The organism is Streptomyces wedmorensis (assembly GCF_000716445.1).
In the GTDB taxonomy this organism is placed as follows: domain Bacteria; phylum Actinomycetota; class Actinomycetes; order Streptomycetales; family Streptomycetaceae; genus Streptomyces; species Streptomyces wedmorensis.
Genome location: NZ_JNWK01000021.1, coordinates 108,495 through 135,382, shown reverse-complemented (window position 1 = coordinate 135,382; position 26,888 = coordinate 108,495). Strand labels below are relative to the sequence as shown.

The 26,888-nt window shown below is 71.8% G+C and carries 24 protein-coding genes and 2 pseudogenes; 9 read left to right on the top strand and 17 right to left on the bottom strand.

Annotated elements, in window-relative coordinates:
- A pseudogene (locus OO54_RS18795) lies at positions 1–286 on the bottom strand (hypothetical protein); the annotation flags it as partial.
- Between the two features lie 224 nt (positions 287–510).
- Here OO54_RS18795 and OO54_RS18790 point away from each other — a divergent pair.
- Positions 511–1,122, top strand: coding sequence for a YceI family protein (locus OO54_RS18790; RefSeq protein ID WP_033204565.1), 612 nt, complete (start codon positions 511–513; stop codon positions 1,120–1,122).
- An 85-nt stretch (positions 1,123–1,207) separates the two neighbouring features.
- Here OO54_RS18790 and OO54_RS18785 read toward each other — a convergent pair whose 3' ends face one another.
- Positions 1,208–2,359 carry an EstA family serine hydrolase gene (locus tag OO54_RS18785; protein WP_033204563.1) on the bottom strand — a complete coding sequence of 384 codons (1,152 nt, stop codon included), beginning with the start codon at positions 2,357–2,359 and terminating at the stop codon, positions 1,208–1,210.
- A gap of 171 nt (positions 2,360–2,530) precedes the next feature.
- Here OO54_RS18785 and dnaN point away from each other — a divergent pair, with 171 nt between their 5' ends.
- Positions 2,531–3,634, top strand: coding sequence for a DNA polymerase III subunit beta (gene dnaN, locus OO54_RS18780; RefSeq protein ID WP_033204562.1), 1,104 nt, complete (start codon positions 2,531–2,533; stop codon positions 3,632–3,634).
- A gap of 28 nt (positions 3,635–3,662) precedes the next feature.
- On the opposite strand, the gene OO54_RS18775 is transcribed toward dnaN, so the two are convergent.
- The 6 genes and pseudogenes from OO54_RS18775 to OO54_RS18750 all read right to left on the bottom strand — a co-directional run.
- The gene (locus OO54_RS18775; protein WP_033204560.1) at positions 3,663–5,006 is read right to left on the bottom strand and encodes a hypothetical protein; all 1,344 of its coding nucleotides are present in this window, start codon (positions 5,004–5,006) and stop codon (positions 3,663–3,665) included.
- Positions 5,007–5,049: 43 nt separating this feature from the next.
- Positions 5,050–6,666: a citramalate synthase gene (cimA, locus tag OO54_RS18770; RefSeq protein ID WP_033204559.1), complete on the bottom strand. Its 1,617-nt coding sequence runs from the start codon at positions 6,664–6,666 to the stop codon at positions 5,050–5,052.
- Between the two features lie 282 nt (positions 6,667–6,948).
- A complete protein-coding gene (locus tag OO54_RS18765) occupies positions 6,949–8,277 on the bottom strand; it encodes an MFS transporter (protein ID WP_033204557.1) in 1,329 nt (442 codons plus the stop codon).
- Between the two features lie 75 nt (positions 8,278–8,352).
- Positions 8,353–8,898 carry a TetR/AcrR family transcriptional regulator gene (locus OO54_RS18760; protein ID WP_234439307.1) on the bottom strand — a complete coding sequence of 182 codons (546 nt, stop codon included), beginning with the start codon at positions 8,896–8,898 and terminating at the stop codon, positions 8,353–8,355.
- A gap of 96 nt (positions 8,899–8,994) precedes the next feature.
- A complete protein-coding gene (locus tag OO54_RS18755) occupies positions 8,995–10,032 on the bottom strand; it encodes an agmatine deiminase family protein (RefSeq protein ID WP_033204554.1) in 1,038 nt (345 codons plus the stop codon).
- Between the two features lie 9 nt (positions 10,033–10,041).
- A pseudogene (locus tag OO54_RS18750) lies at positions 10,042–10,320 on the bottom strand (hypothetical protein); the annotation flags it as partial.
- A gap of 182 nt (positions 10,321–10,502) precedes the next feature.
- Between OO54_RS18750 and OO54_RS18745 the strand changes: the two are divergent.
- A complete protein-coding gene (locus OO54_RS18745) occupies positions 10,503–11,927 on the top strand; it encodes a cytosine permease (RefSeq protein ID WP_033204551.1) in 1,425 nt (474 codons plus the stop codon).
- A 3-nt stretch (positions 11,928–11,930) separates the two neighbouring features.
- Here OO54_RS18745 and OO54_RS18740 read toward each other — a convergent pair whose 3' ends face one another.
- From OO54_RS18740 to OO54_RS18730, 4 genes are all read right to left on the bottom strand, one after another.
- The gene (locus tag OO54_RS18740; protein ID WP_017235995.1) at positions 11,931–13,022 is read right to left on the bottom strand and encodes a branched-chain amino acid aminotransferase; all 1,092 of its coding nucleotides are present in this window, start codon (positions 13,020–13,022) and stop codon (positions 11,931–11,933) included.
- A 255-nt stretch (positions 13,023–13,277) separates the two neighbouring features.
- A complete protein-coding gene (locus tag OO54_RS18735; protein WP_033204549.1) occupies positions 13,278–14,318 on the bottom strand; it encodes a 3-isopropylmalate dehydrogenase in 1,041 nt (346 codons plus the stop codon).
- A gap of 90 nt (positions 14,319–14,408) precedes the next feature.
- A complete protein-coding gene (locus OO54_RS48345; RefSeq protein WP_267888949.1) occupies positions 14,409–14,540 on the bottom strand; it encodes a hypothetical protein in 132 nt (43 codons plus the stop codon).
- A gap of 231 nt (positions 14,541–14,771) precedes the next feature.
- Positions 14,772–15,647: a LysR family transcriptional regulator gene (locus tag OO54_RS18730; RefSeq protein WP_033204548.1), complete on the bottom strand. Its 876-nt coding sequence runs from the start codon at positions 15,645–15,647 to the stop codon at positions 14,772–14,774.
- A gap of 100 nt (positions 15,648–15,747) precedes the next feature.
- Here OO54_RS18730 and OO54_RS18725 point away from each other — a divergent pair, with 100 nt between their 5' ends.
- From OO54_RS18725 to OO54_RS18715, 3 genes are read left to right on the top strand one after another with little or no spacing between them, the layout of a single operon-like run.
- Positions 15,748–16,752, top strand: a complete 1,005-nt coding sequence (locus OO54_RS18725) for an MDR family NADP-dependent oxidoreductase (protein ID WP_033204546.1) — start codon at positions 15,748–15,750, stop codon at positions 16,750–16,752.
- Positions 16,753–16,806: 54 nt separating this feature from the next.
- A complete protein-coding gene (locus tag OO54_RS18720) occupies positions 16,807–17,148 on the top strand; it encodes a PadR family transcriptional regulator (protein WP_033204545.1) in 342 nt (113 codons plus the stop codon).
- On the top strand, positions 17,145–17,864 hold the full coding sequence (locus tag OO54_RS18715) for a hypothetical protein (protein WP_033204543.1): 720 nt from the start codon (positions 17,145–17,147) through the stop codon (positions 17,862–17,864). Before OO54_RS18720 ends, OO54_RS18715 begins: the two co-directional genes overlap by 4 nt.
- 112 nt (positions 17,865–17,976) lie before the next feature.
- Here OO54_RS18715 and OO54_RS18710 read toward each other — a convergent pair whose 3' ends face one another.
- Positions 17,977–18,513 (bottom strand): GNAT family N-acetyltransferase, encoded by a 537-nt coding sequence (locus OO54_RS18710; protein WP_033204541.1) that lies wholly within the window; start codon positions 18,511–18,513, stop codon positions 17,977–17,979.
- A 113-nt stretch (positions 18,514–18,626) separates the two neighbouring features.
- Between OO54_RS18710 and OO54_RS18705 the strand changes: the two genes are divergently transcribed.
- Positions 18,627–19,508, top strand: a complete 882-nt coding sequence (locus OO54_RS18705) for an alpha/beta fold hydrolase (protein ID WP_200146612.1) — start codon at positions 18,627–18,629, stop codon at positions 19,506–19,508.
- Positions 19,509–19,617: 109 nt separating this feature from the next.
- On the opposite strand, the gene pruA is transcribed toward OO54_RS18705, so the two are convergent.
- Positions 19,618–21,249, bottom strand: a complete 1,632-nt coding sequence (gene pruA / locus OO54_RS18700; RefSeq protein WP_033204539.1) for an L-glutamate gamma-semialdehyde dehydrogenase — start codon at positions 21,247–21,249, stop codon at positions 19,618–19,620.
- Between the two features lie 30 nt (positions 21,250–21,279).
- Positions 21,280–22,206 carry a proline dehydrogenase family protein gene (locus OO54_RS18695; RefSeq protein ID WP_017236005.1) on the bottom strand — a complete coding sequence of 309 codons (927 nt, stop codon included), beginning with the start codon at positions 22,204–22,206 and terminating at the stop codon, positions 21,280–21,282.
- Between the two features lie 183 nt (positions 22,207–22,389).
- On the opposite strand from OO54_RS18695, the gene OO54_RS18690 reads away from it, so the two are divergent.
- The gene (locus OO54_RS18690) at positions 22,390–23,502 is read left to right on the top strand and encodes a PucR family transcriptional regulator (RefSeq protein ID WP_033204537.1); all 1,113 of its coding nucleotides are present in this window, start codon (positions 22,390–22,392) and stop codon (positions 23,500–23,502) included.
- Positions 23,503–23,614: 112 nt separating this feature from the next.
- A complete protein-coding gene (locus OO54_RS18685) occupies positions 23,615–24,607 on the top strand; it encodes an NAD(P)-dependent alcohol dehydrogenase (protein WP_033204535.1) in 993 nt (330 codons plus the stop codon).
- Here OO54_RS18685 and OO54_RS18680 read toward each other — a convergent pair.
- The gene (locus OO54_RS18680; protein WP_033204533.1) at positions 24,579–25,160 is read right to left on the bottom strand and encodes a TetR/AcrR family transcriptional regulator; all 582 of its coding nucleotides are present in this window, start codon (positions 25,158–25,160) and stop codon (positions 24,579–24,581) included. The genes OO54_RS18685 and OO54_RS18680 overlap by 29 nt on opposite strands.
- A gap of 80 nt (positions 25,161–25,240) precedes the next feature.
- Positions 25,241–26,830, bottom strand: a complete 1,590-nt coding sequence (serA, locus tag OO54_RS18675) for a phosphoglycerate dehydrogenase (protein ID WP_033204532.1) — start codon at positions 26,828–26,830, stop codon at positions 25,241–25,243.
- Positions 26,831–26,888: the final 58 nt, after the last annotated feature.

The following is a 26,888-nucleotide window of genomic DNA, read 5'->3' as shown; positions in this document are numbered from 1 at the left end:
CGGTGATGTTGAGGGCGCAGCCGCTGGCGCTCTTGAGGGTCTGGGCGCCCTGGGCGGTGGCGAGGTTGAGCTGCTCGAAGGACGTGCAGGTGGAGTTGTACCGGTCCGAGCAGCCGCCGGACGAGGACCAGGTGATGCCGGAGGACCGGAACATCGAGGTCGCGGTGGCGTGGCTGATCTTGGTGACCGCGTGGGCGTCGGTCGTCGTGGACAGGGCGCCGAATCCGGGGGCGAAGAGGGCGCCGAGGACGAGGGCGACTGCGGTGAGGACGGAGCGGAGCTTCACGGGGGTTGCCTCCTGCTGGTGACCGTGTCGGGTGGGACGGCTGTGCAGGTGGTGCTCGTCGCGCAGGGAGATGGTGCCGTAGTTCTACGCGCGTCCGCCAGAGGGCGTCGGTGACGTCGTGGCGCCGTCCGGGTGAAGGTTCTCCATAGATGTTGAAAGTTGAACGGAATAGGTCTACAGTCGTTCTCGTTGAAGGTTCAACAAACACCGACAAGGAGCACGTCATGGGTCTCTTCAGCCGCAAGAACAACGAGTCCGCCGTCGCCGTCGCCACCCTCCCCGTGGACCCGGCCCTGGCCGCCCTGACCGGCGACTACAGCATCGACCCGGCCCACAGCAGCATCGGCTTCACCGTCCGCCACGCGATGGTCACCAACGTCCGCGGCACCTTCGCGGAACACGAGGGCTCGCTGAAGCTCGACGGCTCGGACCCGGGTGCCTCCACCGCCTCCATCGACGTCAAGATCGCCTCCGTCGACACCGGCATCGGCGACCGTGACGGCCACCTGCGCAGCGGCGACTTCTTCGACGCCGAGCAGTTCCCGCTGATGACCTTCCGCTCCACCGAGGCCGCGCAGCTGGGCGGCGACAAGTACCGGATCACCGGCGACCTGACCATCAAGGACGTCACCAAGCCGCTCTCCATCGACCTGGAGTTCAACGGCACCGCCACGGACGTCTACGGCAACGAGCGCGTCGGCTTCGAGGGCTCCGCCGAGATCCTGCGCTCCGAGTGGGGCCTGACCTGGAACGCGGCCCTGGAGACCGGTGGCGTGATGGTCAGCGACAAGGTCAAGCTCAACTTCGACATCTCCGCGATCAAGAACGCCGCCTGACCCCCGGAACCCCTCCGGACACACGAGCGCGCCCGCCCTCCGCAGCAGCGGAAGGCGGGCGCTCGGCGTTTCCCGGGGCTCCCCCTCAGGCGGCCTTCGCCGCCGCCTCCACGACCGCCGGGACCAGGCGGTCGTTCTCCGGTGCGCCAGGGCCCGCCATGAAGCCGAAGCGGCGGCGGGTGTAGCTGTAGGCGAGGCCGGTCGCCGGGTCGGCGAAGGCCTGGGAGCCGGGGGCGCCGCTGTGGCCCACGGCGGCGGGGGTGAGCGAGGGGTATCGGGTCGCCAGCGGGACGAAGCCGAGGCCGAAGGCGTTCTCCTCGCCGGTGACCAGGTCGGTGCCCCGGGAATGGATCCGGGCGAACTCGGCGAGGGTGTCGGGGGCGAGCAGCGGAGGCCTGCCGTCGAGCTCGCCCGCGATCGCCGCGTACATCCGGGAGAGACCGCGCGCGGTGCCGACGCCGCCGCCGGAGAGCGGCGCCTTCGCCCGTACGGCACGGGAGTTGCCGTAGTCCAGGTTGTCGAACGGCGGGTCGGCGTGGAGGTTGAAGGAGATGCCCATGAGGCTGTCCGGGGCGACCGGGTTCGCGGCGAGGAACGCCTCCTCGGCGGGGGTGGGCAGCAGCGGCAGCACCGGACGGAAGCGGGGTTCGAGCTCCTCGGGGAGACCCAGGTGGTAGTCGATCCCGTACGGGGCCCGGACCCGCTCCTCGTAGTGCTCCCGGGTCGTCCGGCCGGTGGCCCGCAGGATCACCTCGCCGACGAGGGCGCCGATGACCAGGGCGTGGTAGCCGTGGCCGGTGTCCGGCTCCCAGAAGGGGCGCTGGGCCGCGAGGCGGGCGGCGGTCCGGCCGTCGTCGGCGAGCTCCTCCAGCGAGAGGCCGCCGTCCACGCCGATCACGCCCGAGCGGTGGGCGAGCAGCTGCCGGAGCGTGATGCCGCCCTTGCCCTCGGCCGCGAACTCGGGCCACCAGGAGGCGACCGTGCGGTCCAGGTCCAGGACGCCGTCCTGGACGAGGAGGGCGGCCACCAGTGCCATGGCCCCCTTCGACGAGGAGTACAGCCCGAGCAGCGAGTCCCCGTCGACGCCGTCGCCGCCCCAGAGGTCGACGACGAGCCGGCCGTGGTGATGGACGGCGAGCTGCGCGCCGCCGTCCCGGGCCTCGTCGGCGGCGATCCCCGCGAAGACCTCGCGTACGGACTCGAATCCGGGCTCCACCGTGCCGTGGACGTCGGTCATGGCCCTCTTCCCCTGTGTGTCGGTGTCACGGTCGAACAGTAGAACGATCAAGCACTCAATTCCCTTCCCCCGCACACCGGTTCGCCCCGGCCCGCGTCGTTCGCCCCCGCCGAGAACGCCCGAAACCGCTGGTCAAGGCCGCTGTCAGTGGCGGCGGCTAGCGTCGGCCACATGGAAATCCGTATCGACAGCGGCGTGTTGACCGACGCCGTGGCCTGGGCCGCGCGCGTCCTGCCGGCCCGTTCCCCGATGCCCGTGCTCGGCGGACTGCTCCTGGAGGCGGCGGACGGCCGGCTCCGGGTCTCGGGGCTCGACCACGAGGCCTCGGCGCGGATCGAGGTGGAGGCCGACACGGCCGTCGAGGGCCGGACCCTCGTCCTCGGGCGGCGTCTGCTCGACATCTGCAAGGTGCTCCCCCGGGGCCACGCGGAGCTCGCCGTGGAGGGCGGCCGTCTCGCGGTGACCTCCGGGGACGCCCGCTTCGGCCTGTCGCTGCTGCCGCAGGACGACTACCCCGCCGCGCCCGCGCTGCCCGAGGTGCGCGGCCTGGTCGACGGCGACGCGTTCGCCGCGGCGGTCGCCCAGGTGGCCGTGGCGGCGGGCCGGGACGACTCGCTGCCGGTCCTCACCGGGATACGCCTCGCCCTCGACGGCACGACCATGACCCTCGCCGCCACCGACCGCTACCGGTACGCCGTCCGCACCCTGGAGTGGCGGCCCGGGGCCGACGCCCCCGCGGAGCCCGCCGACGTGGTGGTCCCGGCCCGCCGCCTGACCGAGATCGCCCGCTCCCTGGCGGGCGCCGGCCCGGCCCGCCTCGCGCTCGACGCCGGCTCGATCGGCTTCGAGAGCACCGGCACCCGCACCACCACCCGCCTGCTCGACGGACGGCTCCCCCACCACGACAAGCTCTTCGCCCTGGGGGACCACGCCCTCGCGACCACCGGCCGCGCGCCCCTGGCGGAGGCCGTCAAGCGGGTCGCCGTCGTCGCCGAGGGCGACAGTCCCGTCCAGCTCGCCTTCTCCCCCGCCGGCCTCCACCTCCAGGCGGGTTACGAGGACGACGTGGCCTCCCAGCACCTCCCCGCCACCCTCACCGGCGCGCGATCCCTCACGGTCGCCTTCAACCCGGCCTATCTCCTCGACGCCCTGACCTCCCTGGACGCCCCCGAGATCCGCTTCCACCTCCTCGGCCCCGGCCAACGCGCCCTCCTCGCCAACGGCCCGGAAGCGACCCACCGCCACCTCCTGATGTCGGTGAAGCCGCCGGCCTGACCGGGTTTCCGGACCGCGCAGCGCGAGGTCAGAACCCGCCGCCGCCGTCGAAGCCGCCGCCCCCGCCGAAGTCGCCGCCGCCGCCGCCGAAGCCGCCGCCCCCGAAGTCACCCGAGCCGAAGTCGCCACCGGAGAAGTCGGTGGACTGGAAGTCGCCGCCTCCGTATTCGGAGGCGTAGGCGGGGGTGGCGAGCATGGAGCCGAGCATGGTGCCGACGAGGAGGCCGGGGAGCATGCCGCCGCCGAAGTAACCGCCGGCCCAGGGGCCGTAGGCGGGGCCGGCCTCCCAGTAAGGGCGGCGGCCGGCGTCGGTGTCGACGGTGCGGGCGAGGGGGTCGAGGCCGTCGTCGAGGCGGGCGGCGTCGGCGGAGCAGACCGGGACCTGGCGGGGGGCGCCGCCGGCCGGGGTCCAGGTGCGGTCGTCGACGGCGGGGCCGTGGCGCGGGTCGAAGAAGCACGGCGGCCGGCGCTCGGGCAGCGGCCGGGACTCACGGCGGGCGGCGAGGACGGCGAGGGAGTAGCGGCCGTCCTCCAGGGCCTGGGTGACACCGCGGACGTCATGGGGGCGGGCGGCGGAGCCCATGCGGGACTTGGCCGTGTCGTAGGAGTCGAGGGCCCGCTCGTAGTCGCCGCGCATGGTGTCGTCCGCGCCGGTCTCGGCGGGGTGGAAGTCGAGGCGTTCGAGCTCCTCGCCGAAGGCGGTGATGTCCTCGTCGACGACGACCCGGAGCCGGTCGAGGGCGGCCCGCTCCTCGGCCTCCTTGCGGAGCCGCTTGCGGCGGACGACGGTGTACGCGCCGGCTCCGCCGGCGACGACGACGGCTCCGAGGGTGACGAGCCCGGCGACCGGGACCCCGGAGTCCGCGCCGACGGAGCCCCAGGAGGCGGGGGCGGAGCCGCGCATCGCGGGCAGGGCCTGGTCGACGAAGGCGTTCAGTTCGGCGGCCGCGTCGTTGCCGGGCTGCTGACGCACGGAGGTGACGAGGTTCTGCACGGCGGCCGGGGACATCACGGAGGGGTCGACGCCCGCGTCGAAGCGGTCGCCCAGGCGTACTGCGTACAGACCGGCGACGCCGGTCTGCGCCCGCAGGTTGTCGATGAGGCCCTGGGGCGGGAACTGCGCGTTCGCCGGCAGCACGGCCACGAAGAGCGGCTTGTCCGCGGCCTCGATCTTCTCCGCGAGGGACTTCGCGTCGGCCGTGGAGAGCTGCCCGGCGGCGCCCGGGTCGACGTAGACCGGGCCCTGTCTCAGGGCGGCGGCCGCGTCGGGTACCCCCGTGGCCCTGGCGCCCGCGAGCGGGGCCAGGGCCAGGAGCAGCAGCAGTATCAGCCCGCCGAGAGCGGACCCTGCGGACATCGCCCTGGTCCTCATGGTTCGAAACTACCCGAAACGGGCGAAACGGAACATGGGAAGGCTATTCGGCGGGGTCGATCCCGGCGCGGAGGAGTCCGTAGGTGAAGGCGTCCTCCAGTGCCTGCCAGGAGGCGGCGATGACGTTCTCGCCGACGCCGACCGTCGACCACTCGGCGTTGCCGTCGCTGGTGGTGATGAGGACCCGGGTCGTGGACTCGGTACCGTGGCGGCCTTCCAGGATGCGGACCTTGTAGTCGACCAGCTCGAACTTGGCCAACGGCGGGTACATCCGCTCCAGGGCCACCCGCATCGCCCGGTCGAGGGCGTTGACGGGGCCGTTGCCCTCGGCGGTGGCGACGATCCGCTCGCCCTTGGCCCACAGCTTGACCGTGGCCTCGTTGGCGTGGGTGCCGTCGGGCCGATCCTCGACGATCGCGCGCCAGGACTCCGTACGGAAGTAGCGGCGGGCGCGGCCCTCGGCCTCCTCGCGGAGCAGCAGCTCGAAGGAGGCGTCGGCCGCCTCGTACGTGTAGCCCTGGAGCTCGCGCTCCTTGACCCGCTCGACGACCCGTCCGACGAGCGCCCGGTCGCCGCCCAGGTCGACGCCGAGCTCCTTGCCCTTGAGCTCGATGGAGGCGCGGCCGGCCATGTCGGAGACGAGCATCCGCATGGTGTTGCCGACCAGCTCGGGGTCGATGTGCTGGTAGAGGTCGGGGTCGACCTTGATCGCCGAGGCGTGGAGGCCGGCCTTGTGGGCGAAAGCCGAGACGCCGACGTACGGCTGGTGGGTGGAGGGCGTGAGGTTGACGACCTCGGCGATGGCGTGCGAGATGCGGGTCATCTCGGCGAGCGCGCCCTCGGGGAGGACCTTCTTGCCGTACTTGAGCTCCAGGGCCGCGACGACCGGGAAGAGGTTGGCGTTGCCGACCCGCTCGCCGTAGCCGTTGGCCGTGCACTGGACGTGGGTGGCGCCCGCGTCGACGGCGGCGAGGGTGTTGGCGACGGCGCAGCCGGTGTCGTCCTGGGCGTGGATGCCGAGGCGGGCGCCGGTGTCGGCGATGACGGTGGCGACGACGGCCTGGATCTGGGCGGGGAGCATGCCGCCGTTGGTGTCGCAGAGGATGACGACGTCGGCGCCGGCCTCGTGCGCGGCGCGCACCACGGCCTTGGCGTAGTCGGGGTTGGCCTTGTAGCCGTCGAAGAAGTGCTCGCAGTCGACGAAGACGCGGCGGCCCTGGGAGGTCAGGAAGGCGACGGTGTCGCGGACCATCTCCAGGTTCTCGTCGAGGGTGGTGCGCAGGGCCAGCTCGACGTGCCGGTCGTGGGACTTGGCCACCAGGGTGACGACCGGGGCTCCGGAGTCGAGGAGCGCCTTGACCTGCGGGTCCTCGGCGGCGTTGCCGCCGGCCCGGCGGGTGGCGCCGAAGGCGACGAGCTGCGCGTTCTTGAACGCGATCTCCTGCTGGGCACGGGCGAAGAACTCCGTGTCACGCGGGTTGGCGCCGGGCCAGCCGCCCTCGATGAAGCCCACGCCGAAGTCGTCGAGGTGCCGTGCGATGGTCAGCTTGTCCGCGACGGTGAGGTTGATGCCTTCACGCTGCGCCCCGTCGCGCAGCGTCGTGTCGAAGACATGGAAGCTGTCGTCGAGGGGCGCGCTCTCGGCGTTCTCCGTGGTCATGACTGTGATGGCTCCTGTCGGATGTGGCTCCGGAAGGTCTGGATCCACTTGCCCCCATTCTCACGCGTCGTCCGTTTCCGGCGTGGGTGGGGCCGGAAAACGAAAAAACCCCTCGCGGGTGCGAGAGGTCTGCGCGCGGGTCTGGGGCACGGTGTCCACTGCCGCGGGGGTCGTGCCGCGATTCAGTGGCCACTGCGGACCGGCGCGCTGCTGCCGATAATCATCGTGGTAGCAAGCACGCCGGAAGTCTGACACAGCTCGCGGGTCAGCGGGACGGGGGTCTCACGATACGGGCAGCCCCCCGCGCCGCCGTCCGGGGACGTCGGTGTCGCCCGCCCCGACCCGGCCCAGGTCGATGTCCCGGGTCTCGCGCATCGTGAGGTAGACGACGAGGGAGACGGCGGCGCAGCCGGCCACGTACCAGGAGAAGCCGGACTCGATGCCGGCGTCCTTGAACCAGAGGGCCACGTACTCGGCCGTGCCGCCGAAGAGGGCGTTGGCGATGGCGTACGGCAGGGCGACGCCGAGGGCGCGGATGCCGGTGGGGAAGAGCTCGGCCTTCACGCACGCGTTGATCGAGGTGTAGCCGGTGACGACGAGGAGGGCGAGCAGGGAGAGGCCGAGGGCCGGCCAGAAGGACCCCGCGTGCTTCAGCATCGCCAGGATCGGCACGGTGAGGAGGGTGGAGCCGAGGGCGAAGGCGATGAGGAGGGGACGGCGGCCGATCCGGTCGGAGAGCCGGCCGGCCAGCGGCTGGAGGCAGGCGAAGACGATCAGGGCGCAGAAGGAGACCAGGGTCGCCGTCTGCTTGGGCAGCCCGGCGGAGTTGGAGAGGTACTTGGTGAGGTAGGTGGTGTACGTGTAGTACGCCACGGTGCCGCCCATGGTGAGCGCGACGACGAGGAAGGCCTCCCGCCGGTGCGCCCACAGGGCCTTGAGCGTGCCCTGCTCGCCGCGCGCGACCCCGTCGCCGGCGGTCTCCTCGTACACCTCGGTCTCCAGCATGGTGCGGCGCAGGTAGAAGACGACGGCCGCGCCGAGGGCGCCGATGACGAACGGGATGCGCCAGCCCCAGCTGTGCAAAGCCTCGGCGGACATCGTGCGCTGGAGGACGATGAGCAGGCCGAGGCCGAGGACCTGGCCGGCGGTCATCGACACGTACTGGAAGCTGGAGGCGAAGCCGCGGTGCCGCGGCGCGGAGGCCTCGGTGAGGTAGGTGGCGCTGGCGGCGTACTCACCGCCGACGGAGAGGCCCTGGAGGAGGCGGGCGAGCAGGAGGACGGCGGCGCCGCCGTAGCCGGCCACGGAGTAGGTGGGCGCGACCGCGATGAGCAGCGCGGAGGCGGACATCAGGGTGACGGTGAGGGTGAGCGCGGCCTTGCGGCCCTTCCGGTCGCCGACCCGGCCGAGGAGCCAGCCGCCGACCGGCCGCATGAAGAAGCCGACGGCGAAGATGCCGGCGGTGTTCATGAGTTTGGCGGTGTCGTCGCCGTCGGGGAAGAACGCCCCCGCGAAGTAGGTCGCGAAGCTCGCGTACACGAACCAGTCGAACCACTCGACCATGTTGCCGGCGGAGCCGACCCAGATCTTCTTCCAGTGCTCTCGTCCCATGGACCGGAACCGTGCCGGAGATCGCGTACGGGCAACAAGGGTGTAGCACGCAACGATCGGGAGTACTTGCGTGCTTTACGGTCGCGAGATCAGCGTTTCGGCGACGAACTCCCGCACGTGCGCGAGGACCTGCTCGCGACCCGTGCCGGGGATGCCGACGGCCACGTGCACGCTGAAGCCGTCGAGCAGGGCCCGCATCCGGGTGGCGAACCGGTCCGGGTCGACGGGCCGGAACTCCCCCCGCGAGACCCCCTCGGCCAGGATGGCGACCAGGTCCCGGTGCCAGGCGCCCTCGATGGCGGCCTGCCGGGCGCGGGCGTCGTCGTCGGCGTTCTGCGACCGGTTCCAGACCTCGAGCCACAGCGTCCAGTGCGGATCGCGCGGGCCGCGGGGCACGTAGACGTCCACGTATCCGTCGAGCCGCTCGCGCGCGGTCCCGGGCCGGGACAGCAGCGCGCTCCGTTCGGCGCCGAGCCGGCCCTCGCTCCACTCCAGGGTCCGCAGCAGCAGTTCGTCCTTGGTGCGGAAGTAGTAGAGCAGGTGCCCGCTGCTCATCCCCACCTGCCGGCCGAGCCCGGCCATGGTGAGCCCGTCGAGTCCCCGCTCGGCGATCGTGTCCATCGCCGCCGCGAGCACGTCCTCACGGGGCGGGGCGGCCTGGTTGCGCCGGCGCGGGTGGGGTGGGGGCGGGCTGCTGCTCTGACTCACTCGTACGTTCTACCTCATGGCCCGTCCGGCTCGGACCTTCGGCTGCTGCTGGGTGATGCAGTGGATGCCGCCGCCGCCCGCGAAGATCGTCCGGGCGTCCACGAGGGTCACCGTGCGCTCCGGGAAGAGGCGGCGGAAGATCTCCGCGGCGACCTCGTCGTGGGGGTCGTCGAAGGCGCAGAGGACGACGCCGTCGTTGCACAGGTAGTGGTTGATGTACGAGTAGTCGACCCAGTCGCCCTCCTCGTCCTTGAGGACGGTCGGGGCCGGGACCTCGATGACCTCCAGGGGGCGGCCCTGCGCGTCGGTCTGGCCGCGCAGGATGTCCACGTACGTCCGGGAGCGCTCGTGGTCGGGGTGGTTCGGGTCCTGCTGGCTGTGGACGAGGACCGTGCCGGGGCGGGCGAAGGCGGCGACGATGTCGACGTGGCCCTGGGTTCCGTAGAGGCCGTAGTCGCCGGCGAGGCCGTGCGGGAGCCAGATCGCCTTGGTCGTGCCGAGCTTGGCGTGGATCTCGGCCTCGACCTGCTCGCGGGTCCACTCGGGGTTGCGGCCGGAGCCGAGCTGGACGGTGTCGGTGAGCAGGACGGTGCCCTCGCCGTCGACGTGGATCGCGCCGCCCTCGTTGACGAGGGGGGAGGACTGGACGGGGACGCCGGCGACGTCCGCCACATGGCGGGCGATCTTGGAGTCGTTCGCCCAGCGGGCCCAGTCCTGGCCGCCCCAGCCGTTGAACACCCAGTCCACGGCGGCCAGTTCGGTGCCGTTCGTGACGAAGGTGGGGCCGATGTCCCGCATCCAGGCGTCGTCGAGCTCGCGCTCGACCAGGTCGATGTCCGGGCCGAGGAGCGCGGCGGCCGACTCCGCGTCGCCGGGGGCGACCACCACGGTGACCGGCTCGAAGCGGCGGACGGCGCGGGCCACCGACGCCCAGGCGTCGCGCGCCTCGGCGAGCTCCTCCGCGTCGGTGAAGGTGGGGTTGGGGCTGGGCCAGGCCATCCAGGTGCGCTCGTGCGGCATCCATTCGGCGGGCATGCGGAAGGTCATGGGTCAGTCCTAGAGGAAGTGGAGGCGGTTGGGGGAGACGGACTCGGCCGCCCCGGAGCGGATCGGGGAGCCGTCGAGCGGGACGAGGCCGGTGTGGCCGTCCACCTGGACGTCGCCGACCCGGGAGTCGAGCAGGAGGTCCGCGGGTCCGATGCCACGGGTGCCGCGGATGCCGCGGATGCCGCGGGTGCCGCGGGTGCCGCGGACGGCGACCCGGCGGCGGGTCGGCATCGCGTCGGAGCCGAGGTCGACGGCGGCCTGCGCGACGAACGCGACCGAGAGGTCGGCGGCGCCGAAGAGCAGCAGCCGGTCGCGTTCGGTGGGGGTCGGTCGCACCTCGGTACACCTCCTGTTTGAGTGCCACTCTAAATGCTGAACGCCCAGGTTCCAAGCATTGACGTGACTACAACACGTGGGTCACATTGAGCAGCACTCTAAATCTTCCCCGTCCGCCCCCGCAGGGAGTCCTCATGCCGATAGAACAGCGCGGAGTCGACACCATCCCCGAGGCCGAACGCACCAGCGGCCCCCGCGACCTCGTCTCGATCCTGCTCGGATCCAACCTCTGCCTGGGAGTGATCGTCTTCGGCTGGCTGCCGGTCTCCTTCGGCCTCGGCTTCTGGGGCTCGGTGACCTCCGTCGTCACAGGAACCGTCGTCGGCGTCGCCGTCACCGCCCCGCTGGCGCTTGTGTCCCTCCGCACCGCGACCAACCTCTCCACCTCGTCCGGCGCCTTCTTCGGCGTCCGCGGCCGGCTCGTCGGCTCCGTGGTCGGGCTGCTGCTCTCGCTCGGCTACACCGCCCTGACGCTGTGGATCGGCGGCGACGTCATGGTCGGGACCCTCGCCCGACTGGTCGGCCTGCCGACCGGCGGCGCGGCGCACGCCGCCGTCTACGCGCTGCTCGCCGCCTGCACGGTGGTCGGCGCGGTGTACGGCTACCGGCTGCTGCTGCGGCTCAGCAAGGCCCTCGCGGTCGGCATGACCGTGCTCCTGGCCGTCGGACTCGCGGCCTACGCCGGCGACTTCACGACGGCCGCGGTACCGGACACCCCGTACCTGCTGGACTCGTTCCGGCCGACCTGGCTGCTCTCCGCGGTCGCGGCGGGGCTCAGCGGCCCGGTCGCGTTCATCACCCTGCTCGGCGACTACACCCGGTACGTGTCCCCCGAGCGCCACAGCCCGCGGAAGGTGCTGCGCGCCACCTGTCTCGGCCTGCTCGTCGGCCTGCTGGTCCCCCAGCTCTTCGGCACGTTCACCGCTCTCGCGGCCCGCGGCGGGCTCGACTACGCGGGCCCGCTCGTCGCCGCGTCGCCCACCTGGTACCTGGTCCCGCTGCTGATCGCGGCCACCGCCGGTTCCGTCGGCAACGCCGGGCTGATGCTGTACTCGATGGGGCTCGACCTGGACGCGATCCTGCCGCGGGCCACCCGCGCGCACGCCACGCTCGTGGTCGCCGCGGTGGCGACGGCCTTCGTCTTCCTCGGCCACTTCGCCTCGGACGCGCAGACCGCGATGACGTCCTTCGTCCTGCTCCTCACGGCGATCGGCACCCCGTGGGCGGTGATCACCCTGATCGGGCACGCCCGGTGCGGCGGGACGTACGACCCGGAGGCGCTCCAGGTCTTCAACAACCGCTCGCGCGGCGGGATCTACTGGTTCTCGGCGGGCTGGCACCCGCGCGCCACCGCCTCCTGGGCGATCGGCGCGGCGGTCGGCCTGGCCGCGGTGTCGACGCCGCTCTACGAGGGGCCGCTGCTCGCCCTGACGGGCGGGATCGACTGCAGCTTCGTGCTCTCGGGCGTCGTGGGCGGCGCGCTGTACGCCGTACTGACGCCGAACAGGGCCCCCGGGACCGTGACGACGGCCCCGGAAGCCCTGGCGGCGACGGAGTAGCTCCTACTTGCCGAGCTCGTGCATCCAGCCGTGGACGTCCTCGGACTTGCCGGTCTGGATCGCGAGCAGCGCCTCGCGCAGCTTCATCGTGACCTCGCCGGGCTCGCCGCCCGACTGCTGCCACTCGCCCCGGGCGGACTTGACCGTGCCGACCGGGGTGATGACGGCGGCGGTGCCGCAGGCGAAGACCTCGGTGAGGGTGCCGTTCTCGGTGTCGGCCTGCCACTGGTCGATGGAGACGCGGGCCTCCTCGGACTCGTAGCCGAGGTCCTTCGCGACCTTGAGGAGCGAGTCACGGGTGATGCCGGCGAGCAGCGAACCGGTGAGCGTCGGGGTGACGATCTTGTCGCCGTACACGAAGTACAGGTTCATGCCGCCGAGTTCCTCGACCCACTTGTGCTCGACCGCGTCGAGGTAGCAGACCTGGTCGCAGCCCTTGGCCGCCGCCTCGGCCTGCGCGAGCAGGGAGGCCGCGTAGTTGCCGCCGGTCTTGGCGTCGCCGACGCCGCCGGGGACGGCGCGGACGCGGTCCTCCGAGGCCCAGATGGAGACCGGCTTCACGCCGCCGGGGAAGTACGGGCCGGCCGGCGAGGCGATGACGACGAAGAGGTACTCGTTGGCCGGGCGGACGCCCAGGCCGACCTCGGTGGCGATCATGAACGGACGCAGGTACAGCGAGTCCTCGCCGCCGTGCGCCGGGACCCAGGCCTCGTCGTGCCGGACCAGGACGTCACAGGCCTCGACGAAGGTCTCGACCGGCAGTTCGGGCATGCCGAGCCGGCGGGCGGAGGACTGGAAGCGGCGGGCGTTGGCGTCGGGGCGGAAGGTGGCGACCGAGCCGTCGGGGCGGCGGTAGGCCTTCAGGCCCTCGAAGATCTCCTGCGCGTAGTGCAGGACGTTCGTGGCCGGGTCCAGGGACAGCGGACCGTACGGCACCAGCTGGGCGTCGTGCCAGCCGCGGCCCTCGGTCCACCGGATGGTGACCATGTGGTCGGTGAAGTGGCGGCCGAACCCCGGGTTGGCCAGGATCGCCTCGCGCTCCGCGTCGGACAGCGGGCTGGAGGAGGGCTTGAGCTCGATGGTGGGCGTCGTCATGAGTGCGTGTCCTTCACCGGTTGTGTGGGTCGGACCGCGCTCACACCTCATTCTGCGGCTGACGTCCGAAGTGCGCGGACGTCCGAGCATGCCCGCATGCCGCGGCCCCACGTTCGATTATCGCTCGTGGGGGCCGGTGCACGAAACGGGTGAACACGGTCCAGGGTTCGATGGTGGCACCCTGCGGCCGCACAGGTACAGCCGCCGGGCGCTGATGCGACCCGGCGGCTGCTGTAGGAAGTCAGTCGGCCCGGGTCAGCTCGCTACTCGGGCGGCGAGCGCGTCGCCGATCTGGTCCGTCGTACGGACGGCGTCGCCGCGCTCGGTGAGGTCGGCCGCGACGGCCTCCTCGACCCGGGCGGCCTCGGCCTCGTAGCCGAGGTGGCGGAGCAGCAGGGCGACCGAGAGGACGGTGGCCGTGGGGTCGGCCTTGCCCTGGCCCGCGATGTCCGGCGCGGAGCCGTGGACCGGCTCGAACATGGACGGGAACTCGCCGCTCGGGTTGATGTTGCCCGAGGCGGCGACGCCGATGCCGCCGGAGACCGCAGCCGCGAGGTCGGTGATGATGTCGCCGAACAGGTTGTCGGTGACGATCACGTCGAAGCGGGCCGGGTCCGTGACGAGGAAGATCGTCGCGGCGTCGACGTGCAGGTAGTCGGTGGTGACCTCGGGGAACTCCTGGGCCACCTTGTTGAAGGTGTCCGTCCAGAGGTGGCCGGCGAAGGTCAGCACGTTGTTCTTGTGGACCAGCGTCAGCTTCTTGCGCGGACGGGCCTGGGCGCGGGCGAAGGCGTCGCGGACCACGCGCTCGACACCGAAGGCGGTGTTGACCGAGACCTCGGTGGCGACCTCGTGCGGGGTGCCCTTGCGGATGGTGCCGCCGTTGCCCGTGTACGGCCCCTCGGTGCCCTCGCGGACCACGATGAAGTCGATCGCGGGCTGACCGGCGAGCGGGGTGGCCACACCGGGGAGCAGCTTCGACGGACGCAGGTTCACGTGGTGGTCGAAGGCGAAGCGGAGCTTCAGGAGGAAGCCTCGCTCCAGGACACCGGACGGCACCGACGGGTCGCCGATGGCGCCGAGCAGGATGGCGTCGTGCTTCTTGAGGGAGGCGAGGTCGGCGTCGGTGAGGGTCTCACCGGTGGCGCGGTAGCGCTTGGCGCCGAAGTCGTACTCCTCGGTCTCCAGCTTCACGTCCTGGGGAAGGACGGCCGCGAGGATCTTGAGGCCCTGGGCCACGACCTCCTGGCCGATGCCGTCGCCGGGGATGACTGCGAGATTGATGCTGTGAGACATGTCGGCACCCTACTCTTCGTCCCATCGTCTGACACGTTCCGTCCGCCATGTGGACGAACGGACAGCGGACGAGGGTCGCGCCGGAGCGCGTCAGTGGCCGGTGGAGCCACCGTTGTCGCGACGGTCGAGGGCGCGCTGGAGGGCTGCGGCCGCGTTCTGGCGGGCCTCGTCGCTGGGACGGTTGACGGAGTGGCGGACGCGGGGGGCGGTCTGAACGGCCATGGGGGATCGACTCCTTGAGATCATTGGTGATCCGGATGTGCGGAGATCAGCTTGTGATCGAAGGCGCCTGAAGGGGCGGGGAGCGCCGCCGCAGGGGTTACCTGCACAGGGGCATCGCGCTCTCGACCGCCATTCGCTGATGTAGCGAGACGTTCGGCTTCTACAAAGCTAGGGCAGGTCGCCGCATCTGTCTCCACAATTACTCGGACTTCCTACTATCTGAGACGGCGATCAGGCCGTACGGCTCCGCAGCTCGCGGATCAGAGCCCGGACGGCGAGGGATCGTGCCAGTTCAGGGGTGGTGACATAGCCGACGGAGCGGGTCGGGCGCTCCGCACCGAGATCGGTGATCTCCACCGAGGGCGGCGCTCCGATCAGGGACAGTTCCGGCATCACGGCCATCCCGAAACCACTGCTCACCATCGAGAGCACCGCTCCGTCGTCCTCCGCCTCCACCGTCGCCGCCGGCAGCCACTCCTGCGCCGCCCACCACTCCCGGGTGTACGAGGTGCAGTTCTCCGTCCAGTCGACCAGCGGCAGCGTGCGCGGCGCCGGATGGCCCACGGGGTGCACCAGCGCGTACCCCTCCTCCACGAGGACCCCGCCGACCAGCCCAGACGGCACGGGCGAGGTGGTCCCGACGGTCGCGATGCCGATGTCGGCCCGCCCGTCGAGCACTTCGCCCGCCGTGCCGCGCCCCACCTCCCGCACGATCCGCACCTCGGGCACGACCTCCGGGTGACGGGCGGTCAGCCGCTCCAGCGCCCGGGGCAGCAGGTGCAGGGCGGCGCTGCGGAAGGCCGCGATCCGCAGCGGACCCGCCAGGGAACCGGGCCCGGCGCCACCGGCGCGCACCTCGGCGGCCATCACCTCCAGGAGCCGCAGCACCCGGCGGGCGTGGCCGAGGGCCCGCACACCGGCCTCGGTCGGGGTCGCGCCGTTCCGGCCGCGGTCGAAGAGGACGGCTCCCAGCTTGCCCTCGCTCGTCCGGACGGAGTGGGAGACGGCGGACTGGGTCATGCCGAGCACGGCGGCGGCGGCCGAGAACCCGCCCTCGCTCCCGACGGCGACGAGGACGCGCAGCTCGCGGGGCGCGAGATCGGTCATGGGGCTTCCACCTCGGAGTATGAGCGGCGTTCATGGATCGGTCCGTTGCATGAGAGCAACCCACTGCCCGACGGCGGGATTCCTTCCTACGGTCTCTCGCATGACGAACGACACCATGATCACCGTCCAGCAGACCGCCCGCCCCGACGGCTTCCCCACCCCCGGCGACTTCGCCTTCGTCGAGTCCCCGGTCCCCGCACCCGAGCCGGGTACCGCACTCGTCGAGAACCTCCAGTGGTCGGTCGACCCGTACCACCGCGAGGCGATGGACAGCGACCTGCTGTGGACCCTGAACTCCCCCATGGAGGGCCGCACCCTGGGCCGGGTGCTCGACTCCCGCGACCCGTCGCTGCGCCCCGGCGACCTCGTCCTGCACCGCAAGGGCTGGCGCACGCACTCCCTGGTCTCCCGCGGCGAGGTCCGCCCGGTCCCCGACTTCGGCCCCGGCGTCCCGCTCGCCGCCCATCTGAGCATCCTCGGCGGTACGGGCCTGTCGGCCTATGTGGGCCTGACCCGGATCGCCCGGCTCCAGCCGGGCGAGGACCTCTTCGTCTCGGCGGCCGCCGGAGGGGTGGGCACGGCGGCCGGGCGGATCGCGCGGCTCCTCGGCGCCGGGCGCCTGGTCGGCAGCGCGGGCTCGGCCCGCAAGGTCGCGTACCTGACGGAGGAGATCGGCTTCGACGCGGCCTTCGACTACCACGAGGGACCGGTCACGGAGCTGCTCGCGAAGGCCGCGCCGGAGGGGCTCGACGCCGTTCTGGACGGGGTGGGCGGCGCCCACCTGGAGGCGTCGATCGCCTCGCTGCGCGAGTACGGCCGCATCGCCTGGGTCGGCGCGGTCGCCCAGTACCACTCGCTCTCCACTCCCCCGCCGGCCCCGCGCAACCTCTTCGACCTGGTCGGCAAGAGCATCCGCCTGGAGGGCTTCCTGGTGCGCAACCACATGGACGCGCAGGAGGAGCTGTACGACCTCGCCGTGCCGCACCTGCGCAGCGGGGCGCTGCCGCTGGACGTGACGGAGGCGAAGGGGTTCGAACACTTCGTGGACGCGTTTCTGGGGATGCTGAGCGGCGAGAACCTCGGCAAGATGCTGGTCACCGCATGACTTCCGCCCCTATCTAGATTGCATTCCTACCTAGGTAGTGATCAGATGTGCCCCATGGCCGCAGACCGCAGATCCAGCTGGCTCAAGGGAGTCCTCGACCTGCTCGTCCTCTCCTGCCTGACCGACGGTGAGAGTTACGGGTACGAGATCGCCAAGGCGCTCGCCGAGGCGGGACTCGGCGAGATCAAGGGCGGGACGCTCTATCCCGTACTGAACCGTCTGGAACAGGCCGGCCTGGTCGAGGCCGAGTTCCGCGCCGCCGAGCGCGGACCCGGGCGCCGCTACTACCGCCTCACCGACGCGGGCCGCACCCGGCTCACGGACGAGGGCGCGGCCTGGACGGAGTTCCACCGGGCCGTAGAGACGAGACTGCACGCAGGGGGAACCGCACCATGACCACCGACGCCTACTTCGCCGAGCTGACGGAGGCGCTGCGCGCCGCGGGCGTGCCCGAGGAGCAGATCGGCCGCACGACCGACGAACTGCGCGGACACCTCGCGGAGACCGGGACCTCGCCGGAGGAGGAGTTCGGGCCCGCCGCGCGGCTCGCGGAAGGGCTCGGCGGTCTGGCCCCGGCCCCCGGGGAGCCGGACGGCGCGGCGGAGCACTGGACCTGGACCGCCGACCTCTTCAACGACCGCCGGATGCTCGCCGTCCACGGCGACCAGGGCTGGGAGGTCGAGTCGCTGGACGCGCTCGGCCGGTTCGTCTGCCGGCGGGCCCCCGGCGTCGCACTCGCGTGGGAGTACCGCCGCGAGGTCATCAAGGGCGGGCGGCGCACCCGGGTCCTCGACGAACTGGAGCCGGAGGGCTGGGAACCGTGCGGCGAGTGGCTGGTGTACGGCTACTTCAAGCGCCCGAAGGCGGCGACCGACGGCCCCGCCGGTGCGCGCCCCTCCGTCCCGGCGACCCCCGGCAAGTGGCTGTTCCTCAGCCGCCGCGGCAAGGCGCTGCTCGGCGCCTGGTTCGTGGTGGTCTCCCTCGCCTACTTCGCCCTCGGCCTGCCGGGATACGCGGTGGTCTTCATCGCCCTGGGCAGTGCCGTCACGGCCGCGCTCACGGCCAAGCTGGAAACGGACCGCGGCCGCGTGGAGGCGACCCGCGGGAAGTGATCCCCCGCGGACCCGGCGACAGCTGACCGCCCCCACGGCGGATCGCCGCGACAGCGGATCGCCGCCACGGCAGATCACTGTCCGGTCAGAGCACCGTCCGGTCGGATCACTCTCAGGTCAGATCGCCGTCGCGCCAGTCGAAGACCAGCGGATCGGCCGGGTCCGGCAGGGCCCGGCCAGCGGCCGGCCACAGGTGGACGGACCCCTCGTCGTCGGCGAGGCGCACGATCCCCCCGGGGCCCAGCGCTTCGAGCCGGCCCTCCCAGAGGGTCCAGCCGCGCCCCCGGTAGAGCGCGGCCCCGTCCGCCGAGGCGCTGAGCGCCCCGAAGGCGTACGCGCCGTCGATCACCCGCTCCAGCTCGGCCATGACCGCCCCGCCGAGGCCCCGCCGCCTGAGGTCGCCCCGCACGGCGACCCCTTCGACGTATCCGACGCGGTGCGAGCGGCCCCGGTGGAGCAGGCGCCGCAGCACGACGGCACCGTGGGCGGCGACGCCCCGCTCGTCCTCGGTCCAGGCGTGGACGCCGCCGAGGGTGTGGTCCCAGTCGTCGTCGGAGAAGTCGCCCTCGAAGGCGGTGTCGAGCAACTCGCGTACGGAGCGGAGCCGGGCGGCCCCGAGTTCATGGGTGGGCGCGATCCTCACGGTCATGGGCCCACCCTCCCACGCGCGCCCTTCTAACCCTTTAAATGCCATTGACAGGTTAGAGGTGACCTGGTTGAGTCGTGCCATAACCAGTGACACGCAACCAAGGGGTTAGAACGATGTCCGTGCTGTCGACCCACCACCGCACCGTCACCGTCCGGGGACACGAGATCGCCTACCGCGAGGCCGGTCCGGTCGACGCCCCCGTGCTCCTCCTGCTGCACGGCTTCCCGACCAGCTCGCACATGTTCCGCGACCTGATCCCGCTGCTCGCCGACAACTACCGGCTGATCGCCCCCGACCACCTGGGCTTCGGCCGCAGCGCCGCCCCCTCCGCGGCCGAGTTCGACTACACCTTCGCCGAACTGGCTTCACTGACCGCCGAGTTCACCGAGACCCTCGGCCTGGACCGGTTCGCCCTCTACATCCAGGACTACGGTGCCCCGATCGGCCTCCGCCTCGCCCTCGCCCACCCCGAGCGGATCACCGCGATCGTCACCCAGAACGGCAACGCCTACGAGGAGGGCCTCGGCGCCGAGGCCTGGGCCCCGGTCCTCGCCCTCATCGAGAACCGCACGCCCGAGACCGAGGAGCCGGTCCGCGCCATCCGCTCCCTCGACGGCATCAAGTGGCAGTACGAGACCGGCGTCCCCGCCGGATACCGCGACCGTCTGAGCCCCGACGCCTGGCACCACGACGCCGCCCTGATGGCCCGCGACGGCCAGGACGAGATCCAGCTCGGCCTGATCGCCGACTACGGCGCCAACTTCGCCCTCTACCCGGCCTTCCAGGAGTACTTCCGCACGAGCCGCGTCCCCCTCCTCGCCGTCTGGGGCGAGGGCGACCAGGTCTTCGTCCCCGCCGGAGCCGAGGCCTTCCGCCGCGACCTCCCGGACGCCGAGATCCACCTGCTCCCCACGGGCCACTTCGCCCTGGAGACCCACGCCCCGGCGATCGCGGACCTGATCGCCGACTTCCTCAAGCGCCGGGTCGGGCAGTGACGGGGCATCGGGCCGCGGACGCGCCGGAGAATGAGAACCGCCCCCGTCCTCAAGTTGGGGGACCGAGGAGGGGGGCGGTGTCAGGGGGCCTCTACGAGGCGGGGGGGCGTCAGCCCATGTGGGGGTAGCCGTACTCGGTCGGCGGGACCAGCGTCTCCTTGATGGCGCGGGTCAGCGTCCAGCGCATCAGGTTCTGCGGGGCGCCGGCCTTGTCGTTCGTACCCGAGGCGCGGCCGCCACCGAAGGGCTGCTGGCCGACGACGGCGCCGGTCGACTTGTCGTTGATGTAGAAGTTGCCCGCGGCGAAGCGGAGCTTCTCCATCGTGTACGCGGCGGCGGCACGGTCGCCGGAGATGACCGAGCCGGTGAGGGCGTAGTCCGAGACCGACTCCATCTGGGTCAGCATCTCGTCGTACGCGTCGTCCTCGTAGACGTGGATCGCGAGGATCGGGCCGAAGTACTCGGCCTTGAAGACCTCGTTCTCCGGGTCGGTGCAGGCGATGACGGTCGGGCGGACGAAGTAGCCCACCGAGTCGTCGTAGGTGCCACCCGCGATGATCGTGCAGCTCGGGTCGGCCGCGGCACGGTCGATCGCGGCCTTGTTCTTGGCGAACGAACGCTCGTCGATGACGGCGCCGATGAAGTTCGACAGGTCGGTGACGTCACCCATGGTGATGCCGTCGACCTCGGCCGCGAACTCGTCCTTGAAGCCGTCGTTCCAGATGGACGCCGGGATGTACGCACGCGAGGACGCGGAGCACTTCTGGCCCTGGAACTCGAAGGAGCCGCGGGTCAGCGCGGTCTTCAGGATCGCGCGGTCGGCGCTGGGGTGCGCGACGACGAAGTCCTTGCCGCCGGTCTCGCCGACGATCCGCGGGTACGCGCGGTACTTCTCGATGTTGTTGCCGACCGTCTTCCACAGGTGCTGGAAGGTCTTGGTCGAGCCGGTGAAGTGGATGCCGGCCAGGTCGCGGTGGTTCAGGGCCACCTCGGAGACGGCGATGCCGTCACCGGTCACCAGGTTGATGACGCCCTTCGGCAGGCCGGCCTCCTCCAGGAGCTCCATGAGGAGCACGGCGGAGTGCGTCTGCGTCGGGGACGGCTTCCAGACCACCACGTTGCCCATGAGGGCGGGGGCGGTGGGCAGGTTGCCCGCGATGGCCGTGAAGTTGAACGGCGTGATCGCGTAGACGAAGCCCTCCAGCGGGCGGTGGTCCAGACGGTTCCACACACCCGGGGAGTTCGCCGGCGGCTGCTCGGCCAGGATCTGGCGGGCGTACGCCACGTTGAAGCGCCAGAAGTCGACGAGCTCGCACGGGGTGTCGATCTCGGCCTGCTGGGCGGTCTTGGACTGGCCGAGCATGGTGGACGCGGCCAGCGTCTCGCGCCACGGGCCGGCGAGCAGCTCGGCGGCGCGCAGGATGATCGCGGCGCGGTCGTCGAAGGACATCGCGCGCCAGGCCGGGGCCGCGTCCAGGGCCGCGTCGATCGCGTCCTGGGCGTCCTGCTCGGTGGCGCCGCGGAAGGTGCCGATGACGGCCTTGTGGTTGTGCGGCTGGACGACCTTGAACTCCTCGCCGCCGCCGAGGCGCTTCACGCCGCCGATGGTCATCGGCAGCTCGCGCGGGTTCTCGGCCAGCTCCTTGAGCTTGGTCTCCAGGCGGAGGCGCTCGGGGGAACCGGGGGCGTAGCTGTGCACCGGCTCGTTGACCGGAGCGGGGACCTGGGTGACAGCGTCCATGAGTCTCGATACTCCTTGTGAGAGGTGGGCTCAGCCCTTGGTGAGGATGGAGCGGACGAAGAAGAGCAGGTTGGCCGGCTTCTCCGCGAGGCGGCGCATGAAGTAGCCGTACCAGTCGGTGCCGTACGCGGTGTAGACGCGCATGCGGTGCCCCTCGGCGGCGAGACGGGTCTGCTCCTCGCTCCGGATGCCGTACAGCATCTGGAACTCGTACTCGTCCAGCTTGCGGCCGGCGCGGCGGGCCAGCTCCTGTCCGATGGAGATCAGGCGGGGGTCGTGCGAGCCGATCATCGGGTAGCCCTCGCCGTCCATCAGGATCTTCATGATCCGGACGTACGCCTTGTCGATCTCGGGCTTGTCCTGGATGGCGACGGAGGCGGGCTCCTTGTAGGCGCCCTTCACGATCCGGACGCGGGAGCCGTTGGCGGCCAGGCGGCGGGCGTCGTCCTCGGTGCGGAAGAGGTACGCCTGGATGACGCAGCCGGTCTGCGGGAAGGACTTCCGCAGCTCCTCGTGGATGGCGAACATCGAGTCGAGGGTGGTGTGGTCCTCGGCGTCCAGGGTGACGGTGGTGCCGATCTCGGCGGCGGCCTCGACGACCGGGCGGACGTTCGCCAGGGCCAGCTCGTGGCCGTTCTCCAGCGACTGGCCGAACATCGACAGCTTGACGGACATCTCGGCGCGGGCGCCGAGGCCCAGCTCCTTGAGGCGGCCGATGAGCTCCAGGTAGGCGTCCCGGGCGGCGTACGACTGCTCGACGGTGGTGATGTCCTCACCGACGACGTCGAGGGTGACCTCCAGGCCGCGGGCGCTCAGCTCGGACACGATCGGGACGACGTCGTCGACCGTCTCACCGGCGATGAAGCGGGCGACGACCTGCTTGGTCCCGGGGGCGGCCGACACGAGACGGCGCATCTTGTCGCTGCGCGACGCGGCGAGGATCACGGGACCCAGCACGGGGCACCTCCAAAAGGGGCTGCGGAGAACGGGGCCGTACCCGGATCAAGGGAACGAAACGGGAACAGCACGAAGAACCACCGTGAAACCTAAGGATCGCTCCGATCCTCTGCCATCGACAGCTGTCACGCATCCGTGCGCGGCTTCTCATACACATGTCTGAAGGGGTGCGAGAATGGCGCTGTGAAGGGCGATTACCAAGAACTGGTCGACGAGATCTCCGCGCTCCTCGGCGCCCCGGCGACCTTGGAGAACCGCGATTTCGGGCTGATCGCCTTCGGGGCGCACGACAGCGACGACGACACCGAGATGGACCCCGTCCGGACGCGGTCGATCCTGACCCGGAAGTCCACTCCGGCGGTCCGCGCCTGGTTCGAGGGTTTCGGCATCACCCGGGCCACCGGCCCGGTCCGCATCCCGGCCGCCCCGGAGGCCGGGGTGTTCCGGGACAGGATCTGCCTTCCGGTACGCCATCGGGGCGTCGTCCTCGGGTACGTCTGGCTGCTCGACGCCGAGCCCGGCCCCTCGCCCGAACGGCTGACCGCCGCGATGGACGTCGCCGCCCGGATCGGCGACCTCCTCGCCGACGAGGAGCGCGCGGGCGCCGACCTCTCCCGCGAGTTCCTCGCGGTGCTGACCGCCGGGCGCGGCTGGCAGAGCGACATGGCCGTCGCCGCCCTCCGCGCGGCCCTCGGCCCCAGCGCGGACGGCCTGCACACCGTCGTCTGCGTGACCCCCTGGCAGGGCGAGGCCCCCTCGATCCGGGCGGTCCCCGGCGCGGCGGCGGTCGCCACCCTGCCGGAGAGCGAGTCCCTCGCCGTCCTCGTACGGCTGCGCACGGCCGAGGACCTCTCCCCCGCCCACACGGCCGCCGACCGGCTGCGCGCCGCCGCGCCGGCCGGCATCGCGACCCCCCGGCGGGGCCTCACGGAGCTCCCGTCGGCCTGGCGCGAAGCCAACACCGCGGCCCGTGCCGCCACGGCCCAGCCGACGCTCGGCCCGGTGGCCGAGTGGGCCGGGATCGGCCCGTACCGGCTGCTCGCGGCGCTCTACCACCCCGAGGTCGACCCCGTCGTCGCGCCGCTGCTCGCGCCGGCCCATGCCGAACTCGCCCGCACCGCCGAGGCGTTCCTCGACAACGCCGGCCAGGCGGGCCGCACGGCGGCGGCCCTGGGCATCCACCGGCAGACCCTCTACTACCGGCTGTCCCGGGTCGAGCAGCTCACCGGCCTGGACCTGGACGACGGCGAGGACCGCCTGCTGCTCCACATGTCCTTGAAGTCGGCCAAGCTGTAAGCCTCCGGGTTGACGGCCCCTCAGGGCCGAATCGGGGTCGTCCCCGATGTCCCGGCGCCGCCGGGCGCCCTACCGTCTTAGGTGTGGGACGGTGAACTTCCGAGGGGGTGCCATGAAGGCCTGGGTGCAGGACCGGTACGGATCGGCGGACGTGCTGGAGTTCGCGGAGGTCGAGAGGCCGGTGCCGGGCGAGCGGGAGGTGCTCGTCCGCGTCCACGCCGCCGCCGTCAACGCGGCGGACTGGCACCTGATGCGGGGCGACCCGTACGTGGCCCGGCTGGCCCTCGGCCTGCGAAGACCGAAGGAGCGGATCCGGGGCCGGGACTTCGCGGGCCGGGTGGAGGCCGTGGGCGCCGGGGTGACCGGGCTGCGCCCCGGGGACGAGGTCTTCGGTGAGGCCCCCGGGGCCTTCGCCGAGTACGTGTGCGCCCCCGAGGAGGCGACGGAGCGCAAGCCCGCCGGCCTGACCTTCGAGCAGGCCGCGGCGATACCGCTGGCGGGCAACACCGCCCTGATGGGGCTGCGGGACCTGGGCGGTGTGCGACCGGGCGGGAAGGTGCTGGTCAACGGCGCCTCGGGAGGTGTCGGGACCTTCGCCGTGCAGCTCGCGAAGGCGTTCGGCGCCGAGGTCACGGGGGTGTGCAGCACCCGGAACGCGACGCTGGTCCTCGGCCTCGGCGCGGACCGGGTGATCGACTACACCCGGCAGGACTTCACCACCGGCCCTGACCGCTACGACCTGGTGTTCGACCTGGTGGGCAACCGGTCGCTGGCCGAGCTGCGGCGGATCCTCTCCCCCGCCGGCGTACTCGTCCTGTCCGGCGGCGGCGTCTTCGAGGGAGGCAGCGTCTTCGGGCCGATGGGGCTGATCATCAAGGGGCAGCTGCTCTCCCGGTTCTCGGGCCGCCGGCTCCACGTCCTCACGGCGGAGCCCCGCAGGGAGAACCTGGCGACGCTGCGGGAACTCGCCGAGAACGGCGACATCACCCCGGTGGTCGAGCGGACCTACCCGCTGGACGAGGCGCCGCGTGCCCTGCGGTACGTCGAGGAGGAGCACGCCCGCGCGAAGGTGGTCCTCAGCTGTCCTCCCCCATCAGGACCTTGAGCCCCGCGGTGAGGTCCTCCGCGCTCGGCGCGGTGTCCGGGTCGACCATCCACTGGATCATCACGCCGGTGGCCATGGCCTGGAGCAGCAGTCCGGCCACCCGGGCCTTCTCCGGGTCCGCCGCCGGGTCGATGCCGAGCATCCCCTCGGCGATGCCGAGCCGGCCCTCCCGCTGCGGCTCCTTGATCGCCTCGCGCAGCTTCTCGTCGTCGTCGAGCCGGGTGACGACCTCGGTCTGGAGCTTCCAGACCGGCCGGCTGACCTCGGCGGCGCCGATGAGCTGCGCCCACATCGCGCGGAAGCGCTCGTACGGGTCGGCCGGCGGGGGTGCGGCGCCCTCCGGGCCGTCCGGGACGCTGACCTGCTCGCCCCACTCCTCGGTGAGCGCGAGGAAGGCCTGCTGGAGCAGGGCGTCCTTGGAGCCGTAGTGGTAGCCGATGGAGGCGAGGTTGGTGCCGGACGCGGCGACGATGTCGCGCGCCGTGGTCCTCCCGTACCCCTTCTCCAGGAGGCAGCGCTTGGCGCCTTCGAGCAGGTCTTCCTTGTGTCCCATGACAGCACTGTACCCGGTCGATAGACAATCGTGTAAGACGAGCGTCTATCGACCGGGTACGAGTACGAGCGAGCCGCGCGTCAGACCAGGTTGACCGAACGGGCCGAGGTGGCGCCGATCTCCTGCGCGATCTCCGCGAGCACCGGCGCCGGCAGCTTGTCGTCCACGGTGAGCACGACGAGCGCCTCGCCGCCCTCCTCCGTACGGGAGACCTGCATGCCCGCGATGTTCAGACCGGCCTCGCCGAGGATCCGGCCGACCGTGCCGACGACGCCCGGACGGTCCTCGTAGCGCAGCACGACCATGTGGTCGGCGAGCGCCAGGTCCACGTCGTAGTCGCCGACCGCGACGATCTTCTGCAGGTGCTTGGGTCCGGCCAGCGTGCCGGAGACCGCGACCTCCTCGCCGTTCGCGAGCGTGCCGCGGACGGTGACCACGTTGCGGTGGTCGGGCGACTCGGAGCTCGTCGTCAGCCGCACCTCGACACCGCGCTCCTGCGCGAACAGCGGGGCGTTGACGTACGACACGGTCTCGTCGACCACGTCCTCGAACACGCCCTTGAGCGCGGAGAGTTCGAGCACCTTCACATCGTGCTGGGTGATCTCGCCGTACACCTCGACGTCGAGACGCGCGGCGACCTCGCCCGCGAGCGCGGTGAAGATCCGGCCGAGCTTCTCGGCGAGCGGCAGACCCGGCTTCACGTCCTCGGCGATGACACCGCCCTGGACGTTGACCGCGTCCGGCACGAGCTCGCCGGCGAGCGCCAGGCGCACCGAGCGGGCGACCGCGATACCGGCCTTCTCCTGGGCCTCGTCCGTGGACGCGCCGAGGTGCGGGGTGCAGACGACCTGGTCGAGCTCGAACAGCGGGGAGTCCGTGCAGGGCTCCTTCGCGTACACGTCGAGGCCCGCGCCCGCGACCCGGCCCTCCTTGAGGGCGGTGTAGAGCGCCGCCTCGTCCACGATCCCGCCGCGCGCGGCGTTGACGATCCGGACGGAGGGCTTGACCTTGTGCAGCGCCTCGTCACCGATGAGACCGATGGTCTCCGGGGTCTTCGGGAGGTGGACGGTGATGAAGTCGGCGACCTCCAGGAGCTCGTCCAGGGCCAGCAGCTTCACCCCCATCTGGGCGGCGCGGGCGGGCTGCACGTAGGGGTCGTACGCGACGATCTTCATGCCGAAGGCCGACATGCGCTGGGCGACCAGGACGCCGATGCGGCCGAGGCCCACGACGCCGAGGATCTTCTCGCTCAGCTCGACGCCCGTGTACTTGTTGCGCTTCCACTCGCCGTTCTTCAGCGCGGTGTTGGCCTGCGGGATGTTGCGCGCGGTGGCGACGAGCAGACCGCACGCCAGCTCGGCGGCGGTGACGATGTTCGACGTCGGGGCGTTGACGACCATGACGCCGGCCTTGGTGGCGGCGGAGACGTCGACGTTGTCCAGACCGACACCGGCACGGGCGACGACCCGGAGCTTGTTCGCGGCGGCGAGGGCCTCCGCGTCGACCTTGGTCGCGGAACGGACCAGGATCGCGTCCACATCGGCGATGGCGGGGATCAGCTCGTCGCGGTCGGCGCCGTTGCAGTGCCGGATCTCGAAGTCCGGGCCCAGCGCGTCGACGGTGGCGGGCGACAGCTCTTCAGCGATGAGTACGACAGGTTTCGAGCTCACGTGAGTCCTCACAGGTCCAGTGCGGACGGCCGTCCCGACGGCCGCAGGCGGTGGAGGG

Bases quoted from the DNA above. Each gene is read 5' to 3' on its own strand.
- OO54_RS18790 (WP_033204565.1), top strand. From the start codon at position 511: ATGGGTCTCTTCAGCCGCAAGAACAACGAGTCCGCCGTCGCCGTCGCC.
- OO54_RS18785 (WP_033204563.1), bottom strand. From the start codon at position 2,359: ATGACCGACGTCCACGGCACGGTGGAGCCCGGATTCGAGTCCGTACGC.
- dnaN (WP_033204562.1), top strand. From the start codon at position 2,531: ATGGAAATCCGTATCGACAGCGGCGTGTTGACCGACGCCGTGGCCTGG.
- OO54_RS18775 (WP_033204560.1), bottom strand. From the start codon at position 5,006: ATGAGGACCAGGGCGATGTCCGCAGGGTCCGCTCTCGGCGGGCTGATA.
- cimA (WP_033204559.1), bottom strand. From the start codon at position 6,666: ATGACCACGGAGAACGCCGAGAGCGCGCCCCTCGACGACAGCTTCCAT.
- OO54_RS18765 (WP_033204557.1), bottom strand. From the start codon at position 8,277: ATGGGACGAGAGCACTGGAAGAAGATCTGGGTCGGCTCCGCCGGCAAC.
- OO54_RS18760 (WP_234439307.1), bottom strand. From the start codon at position 8,898: ATGGACACGATCGCCGAGCGGGGACTCGACGGGCTCACCATGGCCGGG.
- OO54_RS18755 (WP_033204554.1), bottom strand. From the start codon at position 10,032: ATGACCTTCCGCATGCCCGCCGAATGGATGCCGCACGAGCGCACCTGG.
- OO54_RS18745 (WP_033204551.1), top strand. From the start codon at position 10,503: ATGCCGATAGAACAGCGCGGAGTCGACACCATCCCCGAGGCCGAACGC.
- OO54_RS18740 (WP_017235995.1), bottom strand. From the start codon at position 13,022: ATGACGACGCCCACCATCGAGCTCAAGCCCTCCTCCAGCCCGCTGTCC.
- OO54_RS18735 (WP_033204549.1), bottom strand. From the start codon at position 14,318: ATGTCTCACAGCATCAATCTCGCAGTCATCCCCGGCGACGGCATCGGC.
- OO54_RS48345 (WP_267888949.1), bottom strand. From the start codon at position 14,540: ATGGCCGTTCAGACCGCCCCCCGCGTCCGCCACTCCGTCAACCGTCCC.
- OO54_RS18730 (WP_033204548.1), bottom strand. From the start codon at position 15,647: ATGACCGATCTCGCGCCCCGCGAGCTGCGCGTCCTCGTCGCCGTCGGG.
- OO54_RS18725 (WP_033204546.1), top strand. From the start codon at position 15,748: ATGACGAACGACACCATGATCACCGTCCAGCAGACCGCCCGCCCCGAC.
- OO54_RS18720 (WP_033204545.1), top strand. From the start codon at position 16,807: ATGGCCGCAGACCGCAGATCCAGCTGGCTCAAGGGAGTCCTCGACCTG.
- OO54_RS18715 (WP_033204543.1), top strand. From the start codon at position 17,145: ATGACCACCGACGCCTACTTCGCCGAGCTGACGGAGGCGCTGCGCGCC.
- OO54_RS18710 (WP_033204541.1), bottom strand. From the start codon at position 18,513: ATGACCGTGAGGATCGCGCCCACCCATGAACTCGGGGCCGCCCGGCTC.
- OO54_RS18705 (WP_200146612.1), top strand. From the start codon at position 18,627: ATGTCCGTGCTGTCGACCCACCACCGCACCGTCACCGTCCGGGGACAC.
- pruA (WP_033204539.1), bottom strand. From the start codon at position 21,249: ATGGACGCTGTCACCCAGGTCCCCGCTCCGGTCAACGAGCCGGTGCAC.
- OO54_RS18685 (WP_033204535.1), top strand. From the start codon at position 23,615: ATGAAGGCCTGGGTGCAGGACCGGTACGGATCGGCGGACGTGCTGGAG.
- OO54_RS18680 (WP_033204533.1), bottom strand. From the start codon at position 25,160: ATGGGACACAAGGAAGACCTGCTCGAAGGCGCCAAGCGCTGCCTCCTG.